This window comes from Halomonas fontilapidosi, assembly GCF_014192285.1.
GTDB lineage: Bacteria > Pseudomonadota > Gammaproteobacteria > Pseudomonadales > Halomonadaceae > Halomonas > Halomonas fontilapidosi.
The window spans coordinates 140,945-161,920 of the sequence record NZ_JACHXQ010000003.1 but is presented as its reverse complement, the minus strand read 5'-3'; the positions used below and the strand labels follow the sequence as shown (position 1 = coordinate 161,920).

19 protein-coding genes are annotated in these 20,976 nt (G+C 66.7%); 4 read left to right on the top strand and 15 right to left on the bottom strand.

Features of this window, described 5'->3' with window-relative positions:
• The first annotated feature begins 9 nt into the window (after positions 1-9).
• Entirely contained in the window at positions 10-2,160 is a 2,151-nt protein-coding gene (locus FHR95_RS06840; RefSeq protein ID WP_183313861.1) for a PhoX family protein, read from the top strand.
• A gap of 103 nt (positions 2,161-2,263) precedes the next feature.
• Here the strand turns inward: FHR95_RS06840 and ppk1 are convergent, their stop codons facing one another.
• Both ppk1 and hemB read right to left on the bottom strand, forming a co-directional pair.
• A complete protein-coding gene (ppk1, locus tag FHR95_RS06835) occupies positions 2,264-4,468 on the bottom strand; it encodes a polyphosphate kinase 1 (protein ID WP_183313860.1) in 2,205 nt (734 codons plus the stop codon).
• Positions 4,469-4,514: 46 nt separating this feature from the next.
• Positions 4,515-5,525 (bottom strand): porphobilinogen synthase, encoded by a 1,011-nt coding sequence (gene hemB / locus FHR95_RS06830; RefSeq protein ID WP_183313859.1) that lies wholly within the window; start codon positions 5,523-5,525, stop codon positions 4,515-4,517.
• Positions 5,526-5,739: 214 nt separating this feature from the next.
• Here hemB and elbB point away from each other — a divergent pair, with 214 nt between their 5' ends.
• The gene (elbB, locus tag FHR95_RS06825; protein ID WP_183313858.1) at positions 5,740-6,402 is read left to right on the top strand and encodes an isoprenoid biosynthesis glyoxalase ElbB; all 663 of its coding nucleotides are present in this window, start codon (positions 5,740-5,742) and stop codon (positions 6,400-6,402) included.
• A gap of 194 nt (positions 6,403-6,596) precedes the next feature.
• Here the strand turns inward: elbB and tatC are convergent, their stop codons facing one another.
• From tatC to FHR95_RS06760, 13 genes are all read right to left on the bottom strand, one after another.
• Entirely contained in the window at positions 6,597-7,361 is a 765-nt protein-coding gene (tatC, locus tag FHR95_RS06820; RefSeq protein WP_183313857.1) for a twin-arginine translocase subunit TatC, read from the bottom strand.
• Positions 7,358-7,804: a Sec-independent protein translocase protein TatB gene (tatB, locus tag FHR95_RS06815; RefSeq protein WP_040185084.1), complete on the bottom strand. Its 447-nt coding sequence runs from the start codon at positions 7,802-7,804 to the stop codon at positions 7,358-7,360. The genes tatC and tatB overlap by 4 nt, the downstream gene beginning before the upstream one ends.
• Positions 7,805-7,810: 6 nt before the next feature.
• Positions 7,811-8,089 (bottom strand): Sec-independent protein translocase subunit TatA, encoded by a 279-nt coding sequence (tatA, locus tag FHR95_RS06810; RefSeq protein ID WP_040185085.1) that lies wholly within the window; start codon positions 8,087-8,089, stop codon positions 7,811-7,813.
• A gap of 52 nt (positions 8,090-8,141) precedes the next feature.
• Entirely contained in the window at positions 8,142-8,477 is a 336-nt protein-coding gene (locus tag FHR95_RS06805; RefSeq protein WP_183313856.1) for a phosphoribosyl-ATP diphosphatase, read from the bottom strand.
• A gap of 43 nt (positions 8,478-8,520) precedes the next feature.
• Entirely contained in the window at positions 8,521-10,143 is a 1,623-nt protein-coding gene (gene ubiB / locus FHR95_RS06800; RefSeq protein WP_040185089.1) for a ubiquinone biosynthesis regulatory protein kinase UbiB, read from the bottom strand.
• Positions 10,140-10,796, bottom strand: a complete 657-nt coding sequence (locus FHR95_RS06795) for a ubiquinone biosynthesis accessory factor UbiJ (protein WP_183313855.1) — start codon at positions 10,794-10,796, stop codon at positions 10,140-10,142. Before FHR95_RS06795 ends, ubiB begins: the two co-directional genes overlap by 4 nt.
• Positions 10,797-10,803: 7 nt before the next feature.
• Positions 10,804-11,559, bottom strand: coding sequence for a bifunctional demethylmenaquinone methyltransferase/2-methoxy-6-polyprenyl-1,4-benzoquinol methylase UbiE (gene ubiE / locus FHR95_RS06790; RefSeq protein ID WP_183313854.1), 756 nt, complete (start codon positions 11,557-11,559; stop codon positions 10,804-10,806).
• 99 nt (positions 11,560-11,658) lie between these two features.
• Entirely contained in the window at positions 11,659-12,042 is a 384-nt protein-coding gene (locus FHR95_RS06785) for a gamma-butyrobetaine hydroxylase family protein (RefSeq protein WP_183313853.1), read from the bottom strand.
• Between the two features lie 202 nt (positions 12,043-12,244).
• Positions 12,245-13,567 carry an ATP-dependent protease ATPase subunit HslU gene (gene hslU, locus FHR95_RS06780; RefSeq protein WP_040185096.1) on the bottom strand — a complete coding sequence of 441 codons (1,323 nt, stop codon included), beginning with the start codon at positions 13,565-13,567 and terminating at the stop codon, positions 12,245-12,247.
• Positions 13,568-13,569: 2 nt separating this feature from the next.
• On the bottom strand, positions 13,570-14,088 hold the full coding sequence (hslV, locus tag FHR95_RS06775) for an ATP-dependent protease subunit HslV (RefSeq protein ID WP_040185097.1): 519 nt from the start codon (positions 14,086-14,088) through the stop codon (positions 13,570-13,572).
• A 152-nt stretch (positions 14,089-14,240) separates the two neighbouring features.
• Entirely contained in the window at positions 14,241-14,969 is a 729-nt protein-coding gene (locus tag FHR95_RS06770) for an SPOR domain-containing protein (RefSeq protein WP_183313852.1), read from the bottom strand.
• Between the two features lie 3 nt (positions 14,970-14,972).
• Complete coding sequence (gene argS / locus FHR95_RS06765) at positions 14,973-16,658, bottom strand: arginine--tRNA ligase (protein WP_183313851.1); 1,686 nt, start codon at positions 16,656-16,658, stop codon at positions 14,973-14,975.
• Between the two features lie 101 nt (positions 16,659-16,759).
• Positions 16,760-19,003 carry a primosomal protein N' gene (locus FHR95_RS06760; RefSeq protein ID WP_246378423.1) on the bottom strand — a complete coding sequence of 748 codons (2,244 nt, stop codon included), beginning with the start codon at positions 19,001-19,003 and terminating at the stop codon, positions 16,760-16,762.
• Between the two features lie 159 nt (positions 19,004-19,162).
• Between FHR95_RS06760 and rpmE the strand changes: the two genes are divergently transcribed.
• Positions 19,163-19,375 carry a 50S ribosomal protein L31 gene (gene rpmE, locus FHR95_RS06755; protein WP_040185115.1) on the top strand — a complete coding sequence of 71 codons (213 nt, stop codon included), beginning with the start codon at positions 19,163-19,165 and terminating at the stop codon, positions 19,373-19,375.
• Positions 19,376-19,631: 256 nt separating this feature from the next.
• Complete coding sequence (locus tag FHR95_RS06750) at positions 19,632-20,903, top strand: malic enzyme-like NAD(P)-binding protein (RefSeq protein WP_040185117.1); 1,272 nt, start codon at positions 19,632-19,634, stop codon at positions 20,901-20,903.
• Positions 20,904-20,976 lie beyond the last annotated feature (73 nt).

Here is a 20,976-nt window from a genome sequence, read left to right as displayed (position 1 = left end):
TACAGGGTCATGAGCAGGGAAATCGAGGATCATCGTAACTTCAATCGCAGCGGCAACGAGCCCTTTGCTGCCGTGCTGGAAAAGCAGCTGTCGCGTCGCAACGTGATGCGCGGTGGGCTGGGGCTTGCCGCCATGTCGATGATGGGCTTTGGCGCGGCGAATGCCTTGGCGGGCGCGGATGCCGGGACCGGCGTGCAGGGTACCAGCGCATCGGGAAAGAAGCCGTTGCGCCTGGCGTTCGAGTCGCTTCGTGGGGCGAGGCTCGACAGCGTCGTGGTGCCGGAGGGCTACACGGCACAGGTGCTGATCCCCTGGGGCGCGGGACTCACCAGTGACGTTCCCGAGTGGCGGGAGGACCTCGAGATGACCCCCGAGATTCAGGCGAATGCCATCGGCATGCACCACGACGGGATGTACCATTTTCCGCTCGGCCAGGGCAGCGAGTCTCGGGAGTTTCTGCTCGCCATCAACCACGAATACATCGACCAGAGCGCCCTCTGGGCGCCCCGGGGCGGTCCGACCAATGCCCAAGAGGGCCAGCGCCCGGCAGACGAGGTGCGTACCGAGATCAATGCCCACGGCGTCGCCGTTGTACACGTCAAGAAACAGGCCGATGGCCGCTGGCGTCATGTGGTCGACTCGCCCTACAACCGGCGCATTACCAACGCCTCCGAAATGGACATCGGTGGTCCATTGGCAGGTAGCGACTACGTGAAGACCCGGTTCTCGCCCCAGGGAACGCGCACCCGCGGGACCTCCAACAACTGCGGCAACGGCTACACCCCCTGGGGTACCTACCTGGCCTGCGAGGAGAACTGGCCCGGCTACTTCGTGCGCAACGCGCAGCGCCGGCGGGACGATGATCGTCTGGGGATCGCCAGTGGCCGTGGTCGATACGGCTGGGAAACCGCCGCCGGCGATGCCTCCGAGCACCGCGACGAGTTCGCTCGCTTCGATACGACGCCCACCGCGGCCGACGCCACCGGCGACTATCGCAATGAGGCCCGCACCTACGGCTACCAGGTGGAGGTCGACCCCTACGACGGCAGCCGCCGCGCCGTGAAGCGCACCGCGATGGGCCGCTTTCGCCATGAGGGCTGCTGGCCGGGCAAGCTGGTGGCAGGTGAGCCGGTGGTCTTCTACTCCGGCCACGATTCGCGCAACGAATACATCTACAAGTTCGTCTCCCGCGCGGCCTGGGACCCGGCCGATACCAACCGGTCTGACGCCAACGTCGATCGCCTGGCAATCGGCGCCAAGTACCTCGACGAGGGCACCCTGTATGCCGCTCGCTTCGACGCCGACGGGCGTGGTGAGTGGCTGGCGCTGACGCCGGAGGCGGTGACCCGCGACGGCCGGCGTCTCCACGAGGCGCTGGGGCTGGCGGCCGACGACCAGGCGGGCATCATCGTCCATACCTGTGATGCTGCCGATCTGATGGGCGCCACTCCCATGGACCGTCCCGAGTGGGGGACGGTGGACCCGACGTCCGGCGATGTCTACATGACCCTGACCAACAACAGCCAGCGCACCGCGGCGGACACCGAGCCCACCTATACCCACGGTGGCAGCGATATCGAGGAGCCGGGGGTGGGCTACGGCACGGCACCGGTCAATGCGGCCAACCCGCGTCCCGACAACGCCACTGGCCAGGTCATCCGCTGGCGGGATAGTGACGACGTCACCCGCTTCGACTGGGAGGTGTTCGTCTTCGGTGCCGCCACCTCTGATCCCGACAACCTCTCCGGCCTGACCGAGCTCAACCAGTTCGCCAGCCCCGACGGCCTGTGGTACGACGACCGGGGTAACGGCGATGGCATCCTGTGGATCCAGACCGACAACGGCTATGACGGCGTTGCCGACGACACCAACGATCAGGTGCTGGCGGTGGTGCCCAATGGCCTGCAGGCGGGTGATGCGCGCTCGGTACTCAACGAGACCAACCAGCAGCATCTCAAGCGCTTTGCCGTGGGGCCCAACGGCTGCGAGGTGACCGGCATCTTTGCCACGCCGGACAAGACCGCGCTGTTCATCAACATCCAGCACCCGGGCAACTGGCCGGCCTCCGAGGATGCCACCCGGCAAGCCGCCGGTAAGGTGCGCCCGCGAGCGTCCACGGTAGTGATCCAGAAGCTGGATGGCGGCCAGGTCGGCGTCTGACCCGGCTTCGCCGGGAGCTTTACGTTTTAAGCGTCACGCCGGAAGAAAAACCGCCCCCGCAGCCAGGCTGCGGGGGCGGTTCGGTTCGAGCTTCGCGCTTTGCTCAGGCCCGAGTGGCGTAAGCGAAGAGCAGGGTCTCCTGGGCGCTGATCGGCGCTGCACTGCCGGCCTGCTGCTTGATATAGAGGCCATCGCTGCGCAGCAGCCAGCTCTGGCAGTTGTCGACCAGGTAGGTCTCGAGGTCCTTGCGGACTCGGGCGGCGAGCTTTCTGTCAAGCAGCGGGAAACAGGTCTCCACCCGGTGGAACATGTTGCGTGCCATGAAGTCGGCACTGGAGCCCCAGATTTCCGACTTGCCGTCGTTGTGGAAATGGAAGACCCGGGTGTGTTCCAGGAAGCGGCCGATGATCGAGCGCACGCGGATGTTCTCCGAAATCCCCGGGATGCCCGGACGCAGGCAGCACATGCCGCGGATGATCAGGTCGCACTCCACCCCGGCTCGGGAGGCCCGATAGAGGGCCTGGATCAGCTTCGGCTCGGTGAGCGAGTTGCACTTGATGATCAGGTGGGCACGCTTGCCCTTGCGGGCGTGCTCGGCCTCCCGATCGATCTTGGCCACGATCTGTTCGTGCAGGGTGAAGGGGGCATGCAGCAATTGCTCGATATGCCGCGCCCGGCCCATGCCCGAGAGCTGCTGGAAGACCTTGTGCACGTCGGCGCACAGCACCGGATCGGCGGTAAGCAGGCTGTAGTCGGTATAGAGCTTGGCGGTCCGCGAGTGATAGTTGCCGGTGCCCAGGTGGGCATAGTGACGCAGCTTACCTCTTTCACGGCGCACGATATGCATCATCTTGGCGTGGGTCTTGTAGGCCATCACGCCGTAGATGACGATCGCCCCGGCTTCCTGCAGGCGCGAGGCCAGGGCCAGGTTGTCGGCTTCGTCGAAGCGGGCCCGCAGCTCGATCACCACCGTGACTTCCTTGCCGTTGCCGGCGGCCTCGACGAGGGCGTTGACGATGGGCGAGTCGGCGCCGGTGCGGTAGAGGGTCTGCTTGATGGCCAGCACGTCCGGATCCCGGGCGGCTTCGCCGAGCATCTCCTCCACCGGCGAGAAGGACTGGAAGGGGTGGTGCAGCAGGATATCGCCATCGGCGATGGCGCCCAGCACGCTGTCGGCCTTGCGCAGTACCTTGGGCAGGCCGGGGGTGAAGGGGCGGTAGAGCAGCTCGGGACGCTCCACGTCGCCCAGCACCGACATCATGCGCGTCAGGTTCACCGGGCCGTTGACGCGGAAGAGATCCGTCTGCTCGAGCTGGAATTGCCGGAGCAGGAACTCGGCCAGCTCGTCGGGGCAGTTGTCGGCCACTTCCAGGCGAACCCCGCTGCCGTAGCGCCGCGACAGCAGCTCGCCGCGCAGTGCCGAGGCGAGGTCGGAGACCTCCTCGGGATCCACGGAGAGATCGGCGTTGCGCGTCAGGCGGAACTGGTAGCAGCCGAGCACCGTCATGCCCGGGAAGACCTCCTCGGCGTGGGCATGGATCATCGAGGAAAGGAAGACATATTCGCTGACCCCCTCCTCGCAGAGTGCCTGGGGCAGGGAAATCACCCGCGGCAGCGAGCGGGGGGCCGGCAGGATAGCCAACCCGCCCTCGCGGCCGAAGGCGTCCTTGCCCTCCAACTGGACAATGAAGTTGAGGCTCTTGTTGACCAGGCGCGGGAAGGGGTGAGAAGGATCCAGCCCGATGGGACTGATCACCGGCATGATCTCGGTCTCGAAGTAGTCGCGCACCCAGGCGCGTTGCTCCTCGGACCAGTCCCCGCGGCGGCGGAAACGCAGCCGCTGGGCCTCAAGAGCAGGGATCAGTACCTCGTTGAGGATCTGGTACTGACGCGCCACCTGCTCGTGGGCGATCTGGGAAATTTCGGCCAGGACAGAGCGCGGCGAGCGTCCATCGGCACCCGTGGAATCATCGCCGAGCAGGATCTGGTTCTTCAGGCCCGCCACGCGGATCTCGAAGAACTCGTCCATGTTGGACGAGAAGATCAGCAGGAACATCAACCGGTTGAGCAGCGGATGCGCCTCATCCAGAGCCTGTTCCAGCACCCGGACGTTGAACTGCAGATGGGAGAGCTCGCGGTTGAAGTACAGACCGGGGTCGGCGAGGTCCGCCTCGGGGTCCGGCAGCGCCTTGGGCTTGATGCCTGTGCGGGTCTGATTCAGCCGCGGGGCGGGTGGCCCGGGGGGCTCGCCGCCCTGAGCAGGCGTGGTCACATCGGACTGCCGGTCGGGACCGCGTGTCTCTTCCATGGGGTTTCCCTGTCGTCGGACGGAAGGGCGCTGTCCCTCCCGTCGTTTATGGTGTGGCGAGCAGCCGGGCCGCCCGCTTGGCGAAATAGGTCAGCACGCCGTCGGCCCCGGCGCGCTTGAAGCACAGCAGTGACTCGAGGATGACCGCATCCGCCTCGAGCCAGCCGTTTTCGAAGGCGGCCATGTGCATGGCGTACTCGCCGCTTACCTGATAGGCGAAGGTCGGGACCTTGAGCTCGTCCTTCACCCGGCGCACCACGTCCAGATAGGGCATGCCGGGCTTGATCATCACCATATCGGCCCCTTCGGCGAGGTCCAGCGCGACCTCATGCAGCGCCTCGTCGCCGTTGCCCGGATCCATCTGGTAGGTGGTCTTGTCGGCCTTTCCCAGGTTGCCGGCGGAGCCCACGGCATCGCGGAAGGGCCCGTAGTAGCGAGAGGCGTATTTGGCGCTGTACGCCATGATCCGGGTGTTGACCAGCTGCTCCTGTTCCAGCACCTGGCGAATCGAGCCGATGCGCCCATCCATCATGTCAGAAGGGGCCACCACATCGGCGCCGGCCTCGGCGTGTGAGAGCGCCTGCTTGAGCAGCGTCTCAACGGTACGGTCATTATGGACATAGCCCGCCTCGTCGAGGATGCCGTCCTGGCCGTGGCTGGTGTAGGGGTCGAGCGCGACATCGGTGATGATGCCGAGCCCCGGTAGCGCCTGCTTGAGGGCACGAACGCTGCGCTGGACGAGGCCCGCCGCATTGTAGGCCTCCTCCGCCAGTTCGCTCTTGAGTTCCGTGCCGACCACCGGAAACAGGGCGATGGCCGGGATGCCGAGGTCAAAGGCCTCGCGTGCCTCCTCGATCAGCAGGTCGATCGACAGCCGCTCGACCCCCGGCATGGAGGGCACCGCCTCGCGCTGGCCCTCGCCCTCGAGCACGAACACCGGCCAGATCAGGTCGGCCGGCGTCAGGGTGTGCTCGCGCATCAGGCGGCGTGAGAAGTCATCGCGACGCATGCGGCGCAGACGCGAGGTCGGGAACTGGCGTGTGGTCGTGAAGCTCAAGGCGTCTCTCCGGGTAGTGTTCGGGACCGCCGTCCCAGCAGTATGACGATGCAGGATGAAGGATTGATGACAGCGGCAGGCGAATGCCTCGAGTATATCAGTATGGCCTGGTGTCGAAAGCCGCGCCTTGTCCCACCCCGGCCGACTCTCTAAAGTGAAGGCTTGCGGATTTCAGGGCCTGGACAAACAGGCACCTACCTTCAAGGAGAAAGGCATGAGCAAACAGGTGGCGGTCATCCTCTCGGGATGCGGGGTGCAGGACGGTGCCGAGATTCACGAGACCACCCTGACCCTGCTGCGCCTCGATCAGCTGGGCCTGGGCTATCGCTGTTTCGCCCCCGACATCGAGCAGCATCACGTCGTCGACCATCGGCGCGGGGCGGTGGCCGAGGGTGAGCATCGCAACGCACTGACCGAGTCGGCGCGCCTGTGCCGGGGCGAGATCTCGCCGCTCGACGAGCTCGAGGCCGATGACTTCGATGCGGTCATCCTCCCGGGTGGCTTCGGTGTCGCCAAGAACCTCTCCAACTTCGCCCAAGCCGGGGATGGCATGCAGGTGCTCGACGAGCTCAGCGAGGCGCTGTCGGGCTTCCACGAGGCGCGCAAGCCGATCGGCCTGATGTGCATCAGCCCGGTGCTTGTGCCGCGCCTGCTGGGGCCCGGCATCGCCGTGACCGTGGGACATGACCCGGGCGTCGCTGGGGCTATCAGTGCCATGGGCGGTCTTCACCGCAGCTGCGGGGTGGGGGATATTGTGGTGGATTTCGAGAACCGCGTGGTGACCACGCCCGCCTACATGCTGGCCACGCGCATCAGCGAGGCCGCCACCGGCATCTTCAAGCTGGTCGACCGCGTCGACGAGCTGATGGACCTGTAAGCTTCAAGCGCCGAGCGCCGAGCTACAAGCAACCCCCCGAAGGCCGAGATCTTCGGGGGGTTGCTTTTGCTGGCTCGGGTCTTAATTCTGCTGGCCGCTTGGCCGCTTGGCCGCTTGGCCGCTTGGCCGCTTGGCCGCTTGGCCGCTTGGCCGCTTGGCCGCTTGGCCGCTTGGCCGCTTGGCCGCTGGCGCTATTACTCCTCGCCTTCCTCGTCCTTCTCCCGCTTGCGGCGTACCAGGCGACCGAACAGCAGGCCGATCTCGTAGAGCAGATACATCGGCACCGCCAGCAGGCTCTGGGAGACCACATCCGGCGGGGTGAGCAGCATGCCGATGACGAAGCAGCCCAGTACCACGTAAGGGCGCTTCTTCGACAGGCTTTCCACCGTGGTGGCCCCCGAGAGAATCAGCAGGAAGGTGGCGATGGGGATCTCGAAGGCCACCCCGAAGGCGAAGAACAGCTTGAGGACGAAATTCAGGTACTGGTTGATGTCGGTCATCACCGCGACGTTCTCTGGCCCGGTCTGGGTGAAGAACTGGAACAGCAGCGGGAAGACCACATAGTAGGCGAACGCAGCGCCGCCATAGAACAGCGCCACGCTGGAGGCCAGGATCGGCAGCGCCAGCGCCTTCTCATTGTCGTAGAGCCCCGGGGCCACGAAGGCCCAGGCCTGGTGCAGCACATAGGGAATGGCGGCAAACACCGCCACCACCAGGGTCAGCTTGAAGGGCGCCAGGAAGGGCGAGGCCACTTCGGTGGCAATCATCTGCGAGCCTTCCGGCAGCAGCGCCATCAGTGGCTGGGCGACAAAGGAGTAGATGTCGTTGGCGAAGGCATAGAGGCCCAGAAAAATCACCAGGATGGCGATCACCGCGCGCATCAGCCGCGAGCGCAACTCGATCAGGTGCTCGATCAGTGGGGCCTGGTTCTGCTCCTGGGGGTCACCGGTCTTGCTCATCTGGGGGCAGAATCCTTGTCGGCGTGGGAGGAGGTCTCGGCTGGGCCCTCCTGGGAGTCCTTGCCCTCGGTGTCCGTGCGGGCCTTGGCGAGGGCGTCGTCGAGTCGCTTTTCGGGCGTCGCGGCCGGCCTTGCTTCACCGCCTTCGTCACCCGTCGAGCTCGACTGGCGCGTGTCACTCTCGTCATCGGCGATGCTTTCCACGCCGCGCTTGACCTGCTGGACGCCCTCGTCGAGCTTTTTCTGCTGCTCGTTGAGCTTCTGGCGTAGCTCCTCCGCCTCGAGCTGGGCACTGATCTCGCGCTGCATGCCCGACACGGTGCGCTTGATCTTGCCGATCCACAGCCCCACCGTGCGCGCCGCTTTGGGCAGGCGCTCGGGGCCCAGCACCAGCAGGCCCACCACGCCGATGATCATCAGTTCGAGAAAGCCCATATCGAACATGGCGGATTACTTGCGCTCTTCCTGGTGCTCTTCCTGATCGTGGGCCTTGCGGTCGGCCTTGACGTCGTAGGTGTTGGCCTCTTCGTCGTGGCTGACGCGGCCCTGGGGATCATCCGCCTTCTCGCCCTCGTCCTTGTCCTTTTCCTCTTCATGCATGGCCTTCTTGAAGCCTTTCACGGCGCCGCCCAGGTCGCCACCGACGTTGCGCAGCTTCTTGGTGCCGAAGATCAGGATGATGATGCCGAGAACGATCAGCAGCTGCCAGATACTGATACCACCTAACATAGTTGCTTCCTCAGGTTGGGGCTCCGGGCGGGTCCGGAATAGCCAGTTGACGCTAGGATTGCCGTGCGGCTTTCTCGTCGTGTCCGGAAACGCCGAAACGGCGGGCCAGCTCATCGAGGACCAGGCGATGGTCGAGGCCCAGGTGCGAGAGCATTACCAGGCTATGAAACCACAGGTCGGCCGTTTCGGCGACCAACGCTTGGCGTGCCGGCTCGTCGCCATGCTCGGCGTCCTTGGCGGCCAGCAGCGTCTCGGTGGCTTCCTCGCCGACCTTCTCGAGTATCTTGTTCAGTCCCTTGTGATGCAAGGCCGCCACATAGGAATCCTGTGGCTCTGCGCGGCGGCGCTCTTCGAGGACAACGTGAAGGCGGTCGAGGATATCGCTCATGGTGAAGGTTCCATTGCCGTGTGTGAAAGCGCGGTGCAGGCCATCAGTGCCAGGTCAGCAGCAGCACGCCGAGTGCGGCGGCGACCAGCGCCGGCCAGGCCTGGCCGGCGGCCCACTCGCTCAGCGGCTGCCAGGCGACGGCAGCCGCCACCAGCAGCAGGCCGAGGCGCATCCTCCGCTGGCTCCTGATGTGCCGATTCAGCTGTTGATGAATGCCGCCCATGGCATCGACCTGGCGGCGTCGCTGGCGGTGTTCCAGTTCGGTACGGCTGAGCACCTGATGGGCGAGTACCGGTAGCTCGGGCAATTGGCGAGACAGCTCCGGTGCCTGTCGCTTGAGCGATTCCCAGAGGCCGCTGACGCCAGCACGCTCCTTCATCCATTGCTCGAGATAGGGCTTGGCGGTGCTCCACAGGTCCAGGTCGGGGTAAAGCTGGCGACCCAGTCCCTCGATGTTGAGCAGCGTCTTCTGCAGCAGTACCAGCTGGGGCTGCACCTCCATGTTGAAGCGGCGGGCCGTCTGAAATAGCCCCAGCAGTACCTGGCCAAACGAGATGTCCTTGAGCGGCTTTTCGAGGATCGGTTCGCAGACGGTGCGGATTGCCGCGGCGAACTCGTTGGCCCTGGTTTCCTCCCCCACCCAGCCGGACTCGATGTGCAGCGCTGCCACCTCGTAATAGTCCTGATGGAAGAAGGCCAGCAGGTTGCGTGCCAGGTAGTCCTGGTCCTCGCGGGTCAGGCTGCCGACGATGCCGCAGTCGATGGCGATATACTGCGGATCCTGGGGGTGGTCGTAGGAGACGAAGATATTGCCCGGGTGCATGTCCGCATGGAAGAAGTTATCGCGGAACACCTGGGTGAAGAAGATCTCCACGCCGCGTTCGGCCAGCTTCTTGAGATTGGTGCCCTGTGCGAGCAGGGCCGCGGTGTCGGCGACCGGGACGCCGTAGATCCGCTCCTGCACCATCACGCGGCGGTGCGTCAGCGCCCAGTAGATGGCCGGTACGTAGAGCAGCGGTGAGTTCTTGAAGTTGCGCTTGAGCTGGGAGGTATTGGCCGCTTCCTTGGTCAGGTCGAGCTCGTCGAACAGCGTTGACTCATAGTCGCGGACGACCTCTACCGGGCGCAGCCGACGCGCCTCGGGAATCCGCGCCAGTACGCTGGCAAAGCGGTACAGCAGCGCCATGTCCTGGCGCATCACGCGCTCGATTCCCGGCCGAATGATCTTGACCACCACGGCCTCGCCACCATGCAGGCGTGCGGCATGCACCTGAGCAACGGAGGCTGACGCCAGGGGCTCGGGCTCGAAGCTGGCGAAGGCGTCCTCGAGCGACATCGCCAGCTCCTCCTCGACCAGCGCCTTGGCCTGCTGAGCGGGGAAGGGGGGAACCTGATCCTGGAGCCGCTGCAACTCGTCGGCAATGTCCTCGGGGAGCAGGTCGCGGCGTGTCGAGAGCATCTGGCCGAACTTGACGAAGATCGGACCCAACGCCTCAAGCGCCAGGCGCAGTCGCTCGCCGCGGGGGCGCTCGCCGATCGGTACCAGGCGTAGCGGGGAGAGAACGAACAGGCTACGCAACCACCAGGGCATGCGCCCCAGCGGCAACAGGGTGTCGAGCCGGTAGCGGGTGATCACCCAGACGATGCGCGCCAGGCGAAAAATCATGGCGTCGTCTCCGGCGCCGCCAGGCGGCGGCGCAGGCGCTCCAGCCGCGCCTCGAGGCGGTCGGTGGCGATCTCCACCTCGGTGAGGTGGTCACGCATCGCTTCGAACTGATGACGTCCAGGCAGCAGCCGTGCCTCTTCGAAGACATATTCTCCCACGTCGGCGCAGAGCTCCTGGCGGGTTCGCAGGCCCCAGCGGGAGAGGCTTCGCAGCCCCTCCGCCAGTCTATGGGCCGGGATGTCGCCAAGCCAGCGGGCGAGTTCCGCCTCCCAGTCCAGGTCGAGGTCGAGCAGCAGGTCGCGGGTCGTTTCCAGCAGATGGGTGCGTCCCCGCACGGCGAGCTTGCCCTGGAACATCAGGCGCTCGACGGAGGCGCCACCGAGCAACTCGCCGAGGGTTTCGGCATCCAGCTCGACCACCGCATCGAAGCCCTCCTCGGCGAAGGCTGTCTCATCGGTCAGGTCGGGGCGTATCAGGTCGAGGCCGCCCGGATGAAAATGGATGGCCAACGCCAGGGCGGGTTGCTCCAGGCGCAGCAGGATTCGCTGCCCGGTCAGCCTCGCCAGGCGCGACGGCGCGGCCGGATCACGGGCGAGCAGAGCATTCAGGGTGCGTTCCAGGCCAGCCAACAGCAGGGTAGGAGATAGCGTCATCTTGCCCTCACAGCTTGATGCCGCGATGCAGGGCCACGATGCCCCCGGTCAGGTTGGTGTACTCGACCCGCTCCAGCCCGGCGTCTTCCATCATTGCCTTGAGGGTCTCCTGATCGGGATGCATGCGGATCGATTCGGCCAGATAGCGGTAGCTGTCGGCATCGCTCGCCACCAGCTCACCGATCTTCGGCAGCAGCCGGAAGGAGTATTCGTCGTATGCTTTGGAGAACAGCGGGTTGCCCGGCTTGGAGAACTCCAGCACCAGCAGGCGGCCGCCGGGCTTGAGCACGCGGGTCATGGAGCGCAGCGCGGCATCCTTGTCGGTGACGTTGCGCAGGCCGAAGGCAATGGTGATGCAATCGAAGGTGTTGTCGGGAAAGGGCAGGCACTCGGCATTGGCCTGGACGTACTCGACATTGCCGCTAATGCCATTGTCGAGCAGCTTGTCGCGGCCGACCCTCAGCATGGACGCGTTGATATCGGCCAGCACCACCCGCCCGCGGGGGCCGACCATGCGCGAGAACTTTGCCGTCAGGTCGCCGGTGCCGCCGGCGATATCGAGGACGCTGTGGCCCGGGCGCACGCTGGCGCGTTCGATGGTCAGTCGTTTCCACAGGCGATGGATGCCCATCGACATCAGGTCGTTCATGATGTCGTAGCGGGCCGCCACCGAATCAAAGACATGCGCCACGCGCGAGGCCTTTTCGTCGACCGGGACCTCTTGGTAGCCGAAGTGGGTGGTGTGCTTGTCACTGGCGCTCATGCCGTGGGCTCCCGAATCGCTGCGGTGGGGAAAGGCCTGGCGGCCTCGCAATGGGCGCCATTGTAGCCTTCCCCAATGGCGATTGTCTTGACGCCACCCCTACAGCTGCTTGATCTCGATGCCCAGGGGCTCCCGGGAGGCGCCTGCCTCTTCCAGACGGTGCAGGTAGTCGGCCCAATTGACTTCACGCTTCTGGATCAGGTCGTAGAGGTAGTCCCAGCTGAAGAGTCCGCTATCGTGGCCATCGTCGAAGTGCAGCTTGAGGGCATAGCGGCCGGCCTGGGTAATGTTCTGCAGGCCCACGTACTTCTTGCCCACCTGCAGGGTGGCGGACTCGGGGCCGTGGCCACGCACCTCGGCGGAGGGCGAGAAGACGCGCAGGTACTCCACCGGCAGCCGGTAGCTTTCGCCGTCGGCGTAGGTGAGCTCGAGCTCACGGTCCTGGCGATGGTAGTGCACTCGGGTGGGAATCGGGGCGCTCATTGCATGCCTCCGCTTATGGCGTGGTGGAGGGGCGGCTACTCCGGCGACAGGCCCCGGAGCGCCGGACCGTCGAGGGGGCGCTGTGAACCCTTCCCTGGGCGCTACCGATGCCATCCCTGGCATAGGACCCCCGCTACGACCTGTCCCCGGCGCCGCGCAGCCCGGTGCCTCTAGGCTAGCAGCCCGAGGCTTCCGGTTGGGATCAGAGGATATACCGCGACAGGTCCTCGTCCATCGCCAGCTCGCCGAGTTGGGAGTCGACGTAGGCGGCATCGATCGACAGCGGGCTGCCGAAGTCACCGCCCAGGTAGGAGGCCTCCTCGAGCAGGCGCTCCATCACGGTGTGCAGGCGGCGGGCGCCGATATTCTCGGTGCCTTCGTTGACCTTCCAGGCGATCTCGGCGATGCGCGCGATGCCATCTTCCGTGAAGGTGACCTCGAGCCCTTCGGTGGCCAGCAGCGCCTCATACTGCTTGGTCAAGGCGGCGGAAGGCTCGGTGAGGATGCGCTGGAAATCCTCCGGCGTCAGGGCGTTGAGCTCGACGCGGATCGGCAGCCGGCCCTGAAGCTCGGGGATCAGGTCCGAGGGGCGCGACAGGTGGAAGGCTCCTGAGGCGACGAACAGGATGTGGTCGGTGCGCACCATGCCGTACTTGGTGGAGACCGTGGAGCCCTCGATCAACGGCAGCAGGTCACGCTGCACGCCCTCGCGGGAGACCTCGCCGCCGCTGGACTGGCCGCTGCCCTTGCAGACCTTGTCGATCTCGTCGAGGAAAACGATGCCGTTCTGCTCTACCGCCTCGACGGCACGGCTCTTGATATCGTCCTCGTTGACCAGCTTGCCGGCCTCTTCGTCACGCAACAGGCCGAAGGCGTCCTTGACCGCCACGCGGCGGGTCTCGCTCTTCTGCTTGCCCATGCCGGCGAACAGGTTCTGCAACTGGCTGGTCATCTCCTCCATGCCCGGCGGGGTCGTGATGTCGACGCCGGCGCCCTGGGGCGTGACCTCGATGTCGATCTCCTTGTCATCGAGCTGTCCCTCGCGCAGCTTCTTGCGGAAGATCTGGCGGGTCGAGCTGTCCTGGCGCGGCGCGTCTTCCTGGCCGCGGGGCGGCGGCAGCAGGGCGTCGAGAATACGCTCCTCGGCGGCATCCTCGGCACGCTGGCCCACTTCTTCCTTGGCTTGCTCGCGCACCAGCTTGATGGCGGATTCGGTCAGGTCGCGGATGATCGACTCGACGTCGCGGCCCACGTAGCCCACCTCGGTGAACTTGGTGGCCTCGACCTTGATGAAGGGGGCGCCGGCGAGCTTGGCCAGGCGGCGCGCGATCTCGGTCTTGCCCACGCCGGTCGGGCCGATCATCAGGATGTTCTTGGGCGTCACCTCGTGGCGCAGCTCGCCGTCGAGTTGCATACGGCGCCAGCGATTGCGCAGGGCCACGGCCACGGCGCGCTTGGCGTCCTGTTGGCCAACGATGTACTGGTCCAGGGCGTGGACGATCTCGCGGGGTGTCATCCGGGTCATGATCAGAGCTCTTCCAGCGTGACGTTATGGTTGGTGAACACGCAGATGTCACCGGCGATGGACAGCGACTTCTCGGTGATCTCGCGGGCACCGAGGTCGGTGTTCTCGAGCAGCGCTCGGGCAGAGGCCAGGGCGTAGTTGCCGCCCGAGCCGATGGCGATGATGCCGCCCTCGGGCTCCACGACGTCACCATTGCCGGTGATGATCAGCGAGGCCTCCTTGTTGGCCACGGCGAGCAGCGCCTCGAGACGGCGCAGGGCGCGATCGGTGCGCCAGTCCTTGGCCAGTTCCACGGCGGCCTTGACGAGGTTGCCCTGGTACTTTTCCAGCTGCGCCTCGAAGCGCTCGAAGAGCGTGAAGGCGTCGGCAGTACCGCCGGCGAAACCGGCCAGCACCTGGCCGCGGTAGAGGCGGCGTACCTTGCTGGCGTTGCCCTTCATCACGGTGTTGCCCAGCGAGACCTGGCCGTCGCCGGCCAGCGCCACCTGGTCACCGCGGCGCACGGATACGATCGTGGTCATGGAGGGGACTCCTTGGGGGAGCAAAGGGCTCCCGATGACTGGCGGCGCCGCGGGCAGGGCCGGGGCGCCGGGGTGAACTCAGCAAGTAACGTGTGGGCGGGGAGTGAGGAATTCAACCTTGGTCGAGTTTCTCCCTCGTCCGGTCGGGTGCGTCAGTTCTGCAGCTGGATCAGCAGCGGCTCGATGCCCTGGGTGACCATCAGGTCCTGGGCCCGGTTGAGCTCACGCCGGTCGCTGTAGGGGCCGACCTGGACCCGGTGCCAGGTGTCGCCGCCGCCGGCCTTGACCTCGCTGATCTTGGCCAGCAGGCCGAAATCGCGCAGCCGTCCCGCCAGCTTGCTGGCATCGCCTGCCTCGCGAAAGGAGGCGGCCTGCAGCATGAAGCGCTGATCGGCCGACGAGGTGCCCGTCGCTGGCGTGCTTGCCTGCTCGTCCTGCGCCGCGGCGTCGGTGTCCAGATTGGCGGCGATCACCCGGGCGATGGGGTCGTCGCCGGCTGCTGTGTCGATTGCCTCGGGGCGTTCCGGCGGCGTGGCGGTGGAGGCGGGCACCTTGCCCCCGGGGGCGATCACCTCGGATTCCGGCAGCAGGGTGTAGAACTCGAAGGTCGGCATCGGTGGCTTATCGGCAGTCTCGGCCGCCTCGCCTTCTCGAGCTGCCTGGCGATCACCGGGCTTGGTCAGCACCGTGGCCAGCGGCGAGTCGCTGCCCTCTTGCCAGGGGGCGATGCCCTGCTGGTGCTGGGCCAGCAGGAAGCCTGCCACCAACCCGACCAGGCCCCACAGCCAGCCCGGGATACCGCGGCGCGAGGGGGCGGCGGCGCGCCGCCGTGGAGTGCTGGTGGCGCCGCGCTTCTTCGCTGGCTGCTTCCGGGTGGCCATGGCTTACATCTCCTCGGGCGCGCCGACACCCATCAACTCGAGGCCGTTGCGCAGCACCTGGCGCGTGGCCAGCCCCAGCGCCAGCCGGGCGTTGCGCTGTGCCGCCTCGTCGACCATCACTTTCACCGCGTTGTAGCAGGTGTGGAAGTCGGCGGCGAGGTCGAGCAGGTATTGGGCGATCTGCTGGGGCTCTCGGGCGGCGGCGGCGTACTGGACCACTTCGGGGTAGCGGGCAAGTCGATTGAGCAGGGCCTTCTCCTGGTTGGCCTCCAGCAGCGCCAGGCTCTGCAGGGCCAGGGCGTGGTCGAACGGGGTCTTCTCGGCCTCGGCCTTGCGCAGCATGCTGCACACCCGGGCGTGAGCGTACTGCACGTAGTACACCGGGTTGTCGTTCGACTGGGAGCGAGCCAGGTCGATGTCGAAGGTGAGCTGTGAGTCCGCTCGCCGCGCGGCCAGGAAGAAGCGGGTGGCATCGCGGCCCACCTCGTCGATCAGGTCGCGCACCGTGACGTAGCTGCCGGCGCGCTTGGAGAGCTTCACCTCGACCCCGGAACGGGTGACCATCACCATCTGGTGCAGCACATAGTCGGGCCACCCCGTCGGGATGCCGGCCTCGAGGGCCTGGAGGCCGGCGCGCACCCGGGTCACGGTGGAGTGGTGGTCGGCTCCCTGCTCGTTGATCACCGTCTCGAAGCCGCGCTGCCACTTGTCCAGGTGGTAGGCGACGTCGGGCAGGAAGTAGGTGTAGTGGCCGTCGCTCTTGCGCATCACCCGGTCCTTGTCGTCGCCGAACTCGGTGGTGCGAAGCCACAGCGCGCCGTCCTGCTCAAAGGTATGGCCCTTGTCGATCAGCCGCGCCACGGTAGCCTCGACCTTGCCCTGCTCGTAGAGCGAGGATTCCAGGAAGTAGACGTCGAACTCGACGCCGAAGGCCTTGAGGTCGAGATCCTGCTCGCGGCGCAGGTAGGCCACGGCGAACTCCTGGATGGCATTCAGGTCTTCGGGGTCGGCCTGGGCGGTGACGTGGCGGTCATCGGCGTGCACGGTTTCGCCGGCCAGGTAGGCGTTGGCCACGTCGATGATGTAGCCGCCGCGGTAGCCGTCCTCGGGCCAGCCCGTGTCGCCGGGGTCGATGCCTTGCACCCGCGCCTGCACCGAGCGTGCCAGGTTGCTGATCTGGGCGCCGGCGTCGTTGTAGTAGAATTCACGGGTCACTTCATGGCCGGTGGCCTCGAGCAGGCGGCAGATGCTGTCGCCGATCGCCGCGCCGCGGCCATGACCGACGTGCAGGGGTCCGGTGGGATTGGCGGAGACGAACTCCACCTGCACCCGGCGGCCCTGGCCGCTGAGGTTGCGGCCGAAGGCGTCACCGGCCTCGAGCACCTGGCGCACCACCTGGGCTGCCGCGTCGGTGGCGGCGAAGAAGTTGACGAAGCCGGGACCGGCGATCTCCACCTTCTGCACGGCATCGCTTGCCGGCAGGGCGGCGACCAGCGCCTCGGCCAGCTCGCGGGGCTTCTTGCCGGCCGGCTTGGCCAGCATCAGCGCCAGGTTGGTGGCGTAGTCGCCGTGGGCCTTGTCGCGGGTCGGGTCGACCTTGATGGTCGGCGCGATCTCTGCGGGCAGCACGCCCTGCTGCCGAAGGTCATCCAGGGCGCCCTCGAGCAGCACGATGATGGTCTCTTTCATGGAAGTGTCCGGTGTCCTGTGGCGTGGGCGGTGTGGGACAACCGCCGAGCGAATCGGGGCGTCATTATCGGCAATCGGCGCCGGGCTTTAAAGGTGTGCGCTCAGGCCAGCGTCTGCGGGTCAATATCCAGCGACCAGCGCACCCGGCGCGCCTCGGGGCAGGCCTCCAGCCAGGCGACCAACCAGGCGCCGGCTTCGTGCAGCTGGCTGCGGCGATCGGCGGCCAGCATCAGCTGTAGATGGTAGCGGTTCTGGCGCCGTTCCATGGGGGCCGGCACCGGCCCCAGGCAGTCGACCGCGAGGCCTCGTTCGCCGATCCGTTGGCGCAGGGCCTCGGCGGCCAGGCCGCCCAGGGTGACCACGGCCGCCTCGTGGGGCGCTTCGAGGCGCAGCAGGGCGAGGAAGCGGAACGGCGGCAGTCGGGCGGCCCGCCGCTCCTCGAGCAGCTGGCCAGCCAGGACATCATAGCCTCGCTCGGCCAGCAGGCGCAGGTGCGGGTCGTCGGTATGCAGGGTCTGCACCAGCACCCGGCCAGGGTGGGCGGCGCGACCGGCGCGGCCCGCCACCTGTTCCAGCAGCTGGGCGCTGTGCTCCAGCGCCCGGAAGTCGCTGGCATAGAGGCCAGCGTCGGCATTGACCACCACCACCAGGGTGACGTGTGGCAGGTGGTGGCCCTTGGCCAGCATCTGGGTCCCCACCAGCAGGCAGGGCTCGCCGCGGCGCACCTCGGTCAGCATCTGCTCGAGGGCGTCGCGGCGCCGGGTGCTGTCACGGTCGATGCGGTGCACCGCCACCTCGGGAAACAGCGACGCCAGGGTCTCCTCAATGCGCTCGGTGCCGCTGCCCAGGGGGCGCAAGTCGACGCTACCGCAGTCGGGGCAGGCGTCGGGGAGGGCACGGCGCCGGTCGCAGTGGTGGCAGGCCAGCAGCGGCGGCTGCCGGTGCAGGGTCATGCGCGCATCGCAGTGGTCGCACTCGGCCATCCAGCCGCAGGCATGGCAGGCCAGGGTGGGGGCGAAGCCGCGCCGGTTGATGAAGACCAGCACCTGGTGGCCGGCGGCCAGGGTCTCGCGCACCGTCTCGATCACCGGCGGGATCAGGCCGCCTTGGCGACGCCGGCCGCGCAGGTCGACGAGTTCGAGGCGGGCCGGGGCATGGCGACTCGCCCGGCGGGTCAGGCGCAGATGGCGATAGTCGCCGTGCAGTGCGCGCTGCAGAGATTCCAGTGAAGGCGTTGCGCTGCCCAGCAGCAGCGGGATGCGGTGGTGGTGGGCACGGGCCACGGCCAGGTCGCGGGCATGGTAGCGCAGGCCATCCTGCTGTTTGTAAGAGCCGTCGTGCTCCTCGTCGACGATGATCACCCCGGGATGAGCCAGGGGGGTGAAGATGGCCGAGCGGGTGCCCAGCACGATCGGCGCCCGGCCGCTTGCCGCGGCCTCCCAGGCATCGAGGCGCTCGTGGTCGGTGAGCCCCGAGTGCAGGGCTACTACCGGTGCCCGGAAGCGGCGTCGAAAGCGTGCGAGGGTCTGCGGTGTCAGGCCGATCTCGGGGACCAGCACCAGGGCCTGGCGGCGACGGGCGATGACCGCCTCGATCAGCTGCAGATAGACCTCGGTCTTGCCGCTGCCGGTGACGCCATGCAGCAGGCAGGGGTGGAAGCCGTCGAGGCGCTCGTGGATGGCGGCCAGCGCCGAGGCCTGTTCGCGGTTGAGGGGCAGGGCGGGCTCGGCCAGCCTGGCCTCGCCCTCGGCCGCCGGCGAGGCCGCCAGGGGTTCCTCGTGACGTGCCACCAGGCCCTTGCCGGCCAGGGCACGCAGCTGGTCGCGGCTGAACGACTGGGCGAGGATCGCCTGGCTGACCAGCCCGTGGGGGTGCTGGCGCAGCATGGCCAGCAGCTCGGCCTGGCGGGGCGCGCGGCCCAGGCTTGACGGTGTCTCTCGGTGGCCGGCCGCGGTCACGCTCCAGCGCTCGCGGGTACGCGCCTCGAGTGCCCGGCCCTGGCGCAGCAGTCCCGGCATGGCCTGGTGCAGGGTATCGCCCAGTGCATGCTGGTAATAGCGGGCCGCGAAGCGGCACAGCCACAGCCAGTCCGCCGGCAGCGGGGCCGCATCGAGGCAGCTGGCCACCGGCCTGAGATCCGACAGCGGCAGCGCGCTCCCGTCGCGGCACTCCACGACCACGCCGACCACCTCGCGACGCCCGAACGGGACGCGCACCCTCAGCCCCGGCTGCCAGCCCCCGGAAGGCGCCTCGCGGCAGGGACGGTAGTCGAACAGCCGGCGCAGCGGCGAGGGCACGGCGACGCCCAGCACGCATGGCGTGGGCGGGTAGGGGGACTCGGGCAATTGGCCTCCGGCGTCGGCTCTGCTAGAATGCTTCGCCGCTGCGGACATCCTGACCTTGGGTTAGCGTGCGCGGCGGCAACCGGTTCGCATCGACAGACAACCCGTATGCGGTGCCTGGCAAAAGATCAGGTGGCGGCATACAGCTTCACGAGGCTCAAGATGAAACAAGGTATCCACCCGGATTACAAGACGGTCAACGCGACCTGTTCCTGCGGCGCCACCTTCGAAGTCGGCACCACCGCCGGACACGATTTCTCCCTGGACGTCTGCTCCCAGTGTCACCCCTTCTATACCGGCAAGCAGAAGCAGGCGACTACCGGTGGTCGCGTCGAGCGCTTCAACAAGCGCTTCGGTGCTGCCATCAAGCGCTGAGCCAGCTGGCGCATCGCACCCCCGAGAAACCCGCCCATCGTGGCGGGTTTCTTGCTTTCAAGCTGTCGACATCACGGCCTGCGGCGTTGAGACGAGAAACGTCATGGCTGTTGGTTGACGGGCAAGTGAAGGCAAATGGTCGGCAACGTCTTCAAACGAGCGTACAACAGGGTGATGTCGGGCGAGTTGAGCGAGTCGGGGTTTTTGTATACGCTAGCCGGCCTCCCTCACCACTACCACACCGGATTCCCTCAGCATGACTGACGCGAAGAAGAAGGCGGCGCTGGATTACCACGCGAAACCCATTCCCGGCAAGCTGTCGGTGGAGCTCACCAAGCCCACCGCCACAGCCCGCGACCTCTCCCTGGCGTATAGCCCTGGTGTCGCGGAGCCGGTTCGCGAGATTGCCAGTGACCCGGAGAACGCTTACCGCTACACCGGCAAGGGTAACCTGGTGGCGGTGATCTCCGACGGTAGCGCCATTCTGGGCCTCGGCAACCTGGGGCCGCTGGCCAGCAAGCCGGTGATGGAGGGCAAGGGAGTGCTGTTCAAGCGCTTCGCCGGCATCAACTCGGTGGATGTCGAAGTCAACGCCGAGAGCCCCCAAGCCTTCATCGACACCGTGGCGCGCATCGCCGACACCTGGGGCGGCATCAACCTCGAGGACATCAAGGCGCCGGAATGCTTCGAGATAGAGCAGGCGCTGATCGAACAGTGCAGCATCCCGGTCTTCCATGATGACCAGCACGGTACGGCCATCGTCACGGCCGCGGGCATGCTCAATGCCCTGGACATCGCCGGCAAGTCGCTGGATAGCGCCCGCATCGTCTGCCTGGGAGCCGGTGCCGCGGCCATTGCCTGCATGAAGCTGCTGGTCGCCTGCGGCGCGCATCCCGAGAACATCGTGATGCTTGACCGCAAGGGGGTGATCCATAGCGGTCGAGAGGACCTGAACCAGTACAAGGCGATGTTCGCCGTGGAAACCGACAAGCGGACCCTGGCCGATGCCATCGAGGGCGCCGACGTCTTCGTTGGCCTCTCTGGCCCGGGCCTGATGAGCGTTGATCATATCCGCAGCATGGCGCCTAATCCGGTGGTCTTTGCCTGCACCAACCCCGACCCGGAGATCCACCCCGACGTGGCTCGGGAGGCGCGCCCGGACGTGATCATGGCCACCGGCCGCTCCGACTATCCCAACCAGGTCAACAACGTGCTGGGCTTTCCGTTTATCTTTCGCGGGGCGCTCGATGTGCGCGCTACCCGCATCAACGAGGAGATGAAGGTCGCCGCCGTCCACGCCCTCAAGGACCTCGCCCGCGAGCCGGTGCCAAAGGAGGTGCTGGAGGCCTACGAGATGGATGAGATGTCATTCGGGCCGACCTACATCATTCCCACCCCCGTGGATATCCGCCTGCTCGATCGGATCTCCTCGGCCGTGGCTCAAGCCGCGGTGGATTCCGGTGTGGCACGCAAGCCCTACCCCTCCCACTATCCGCTGAAGACCGTGGACGACGTCTACGGCGGCTGAACCCTGGATAGTGCTTCATCTACGACGACGACGCCGGCCTGAGGGCCGGCGTCGTCGTGAGTGCGGGCGACAT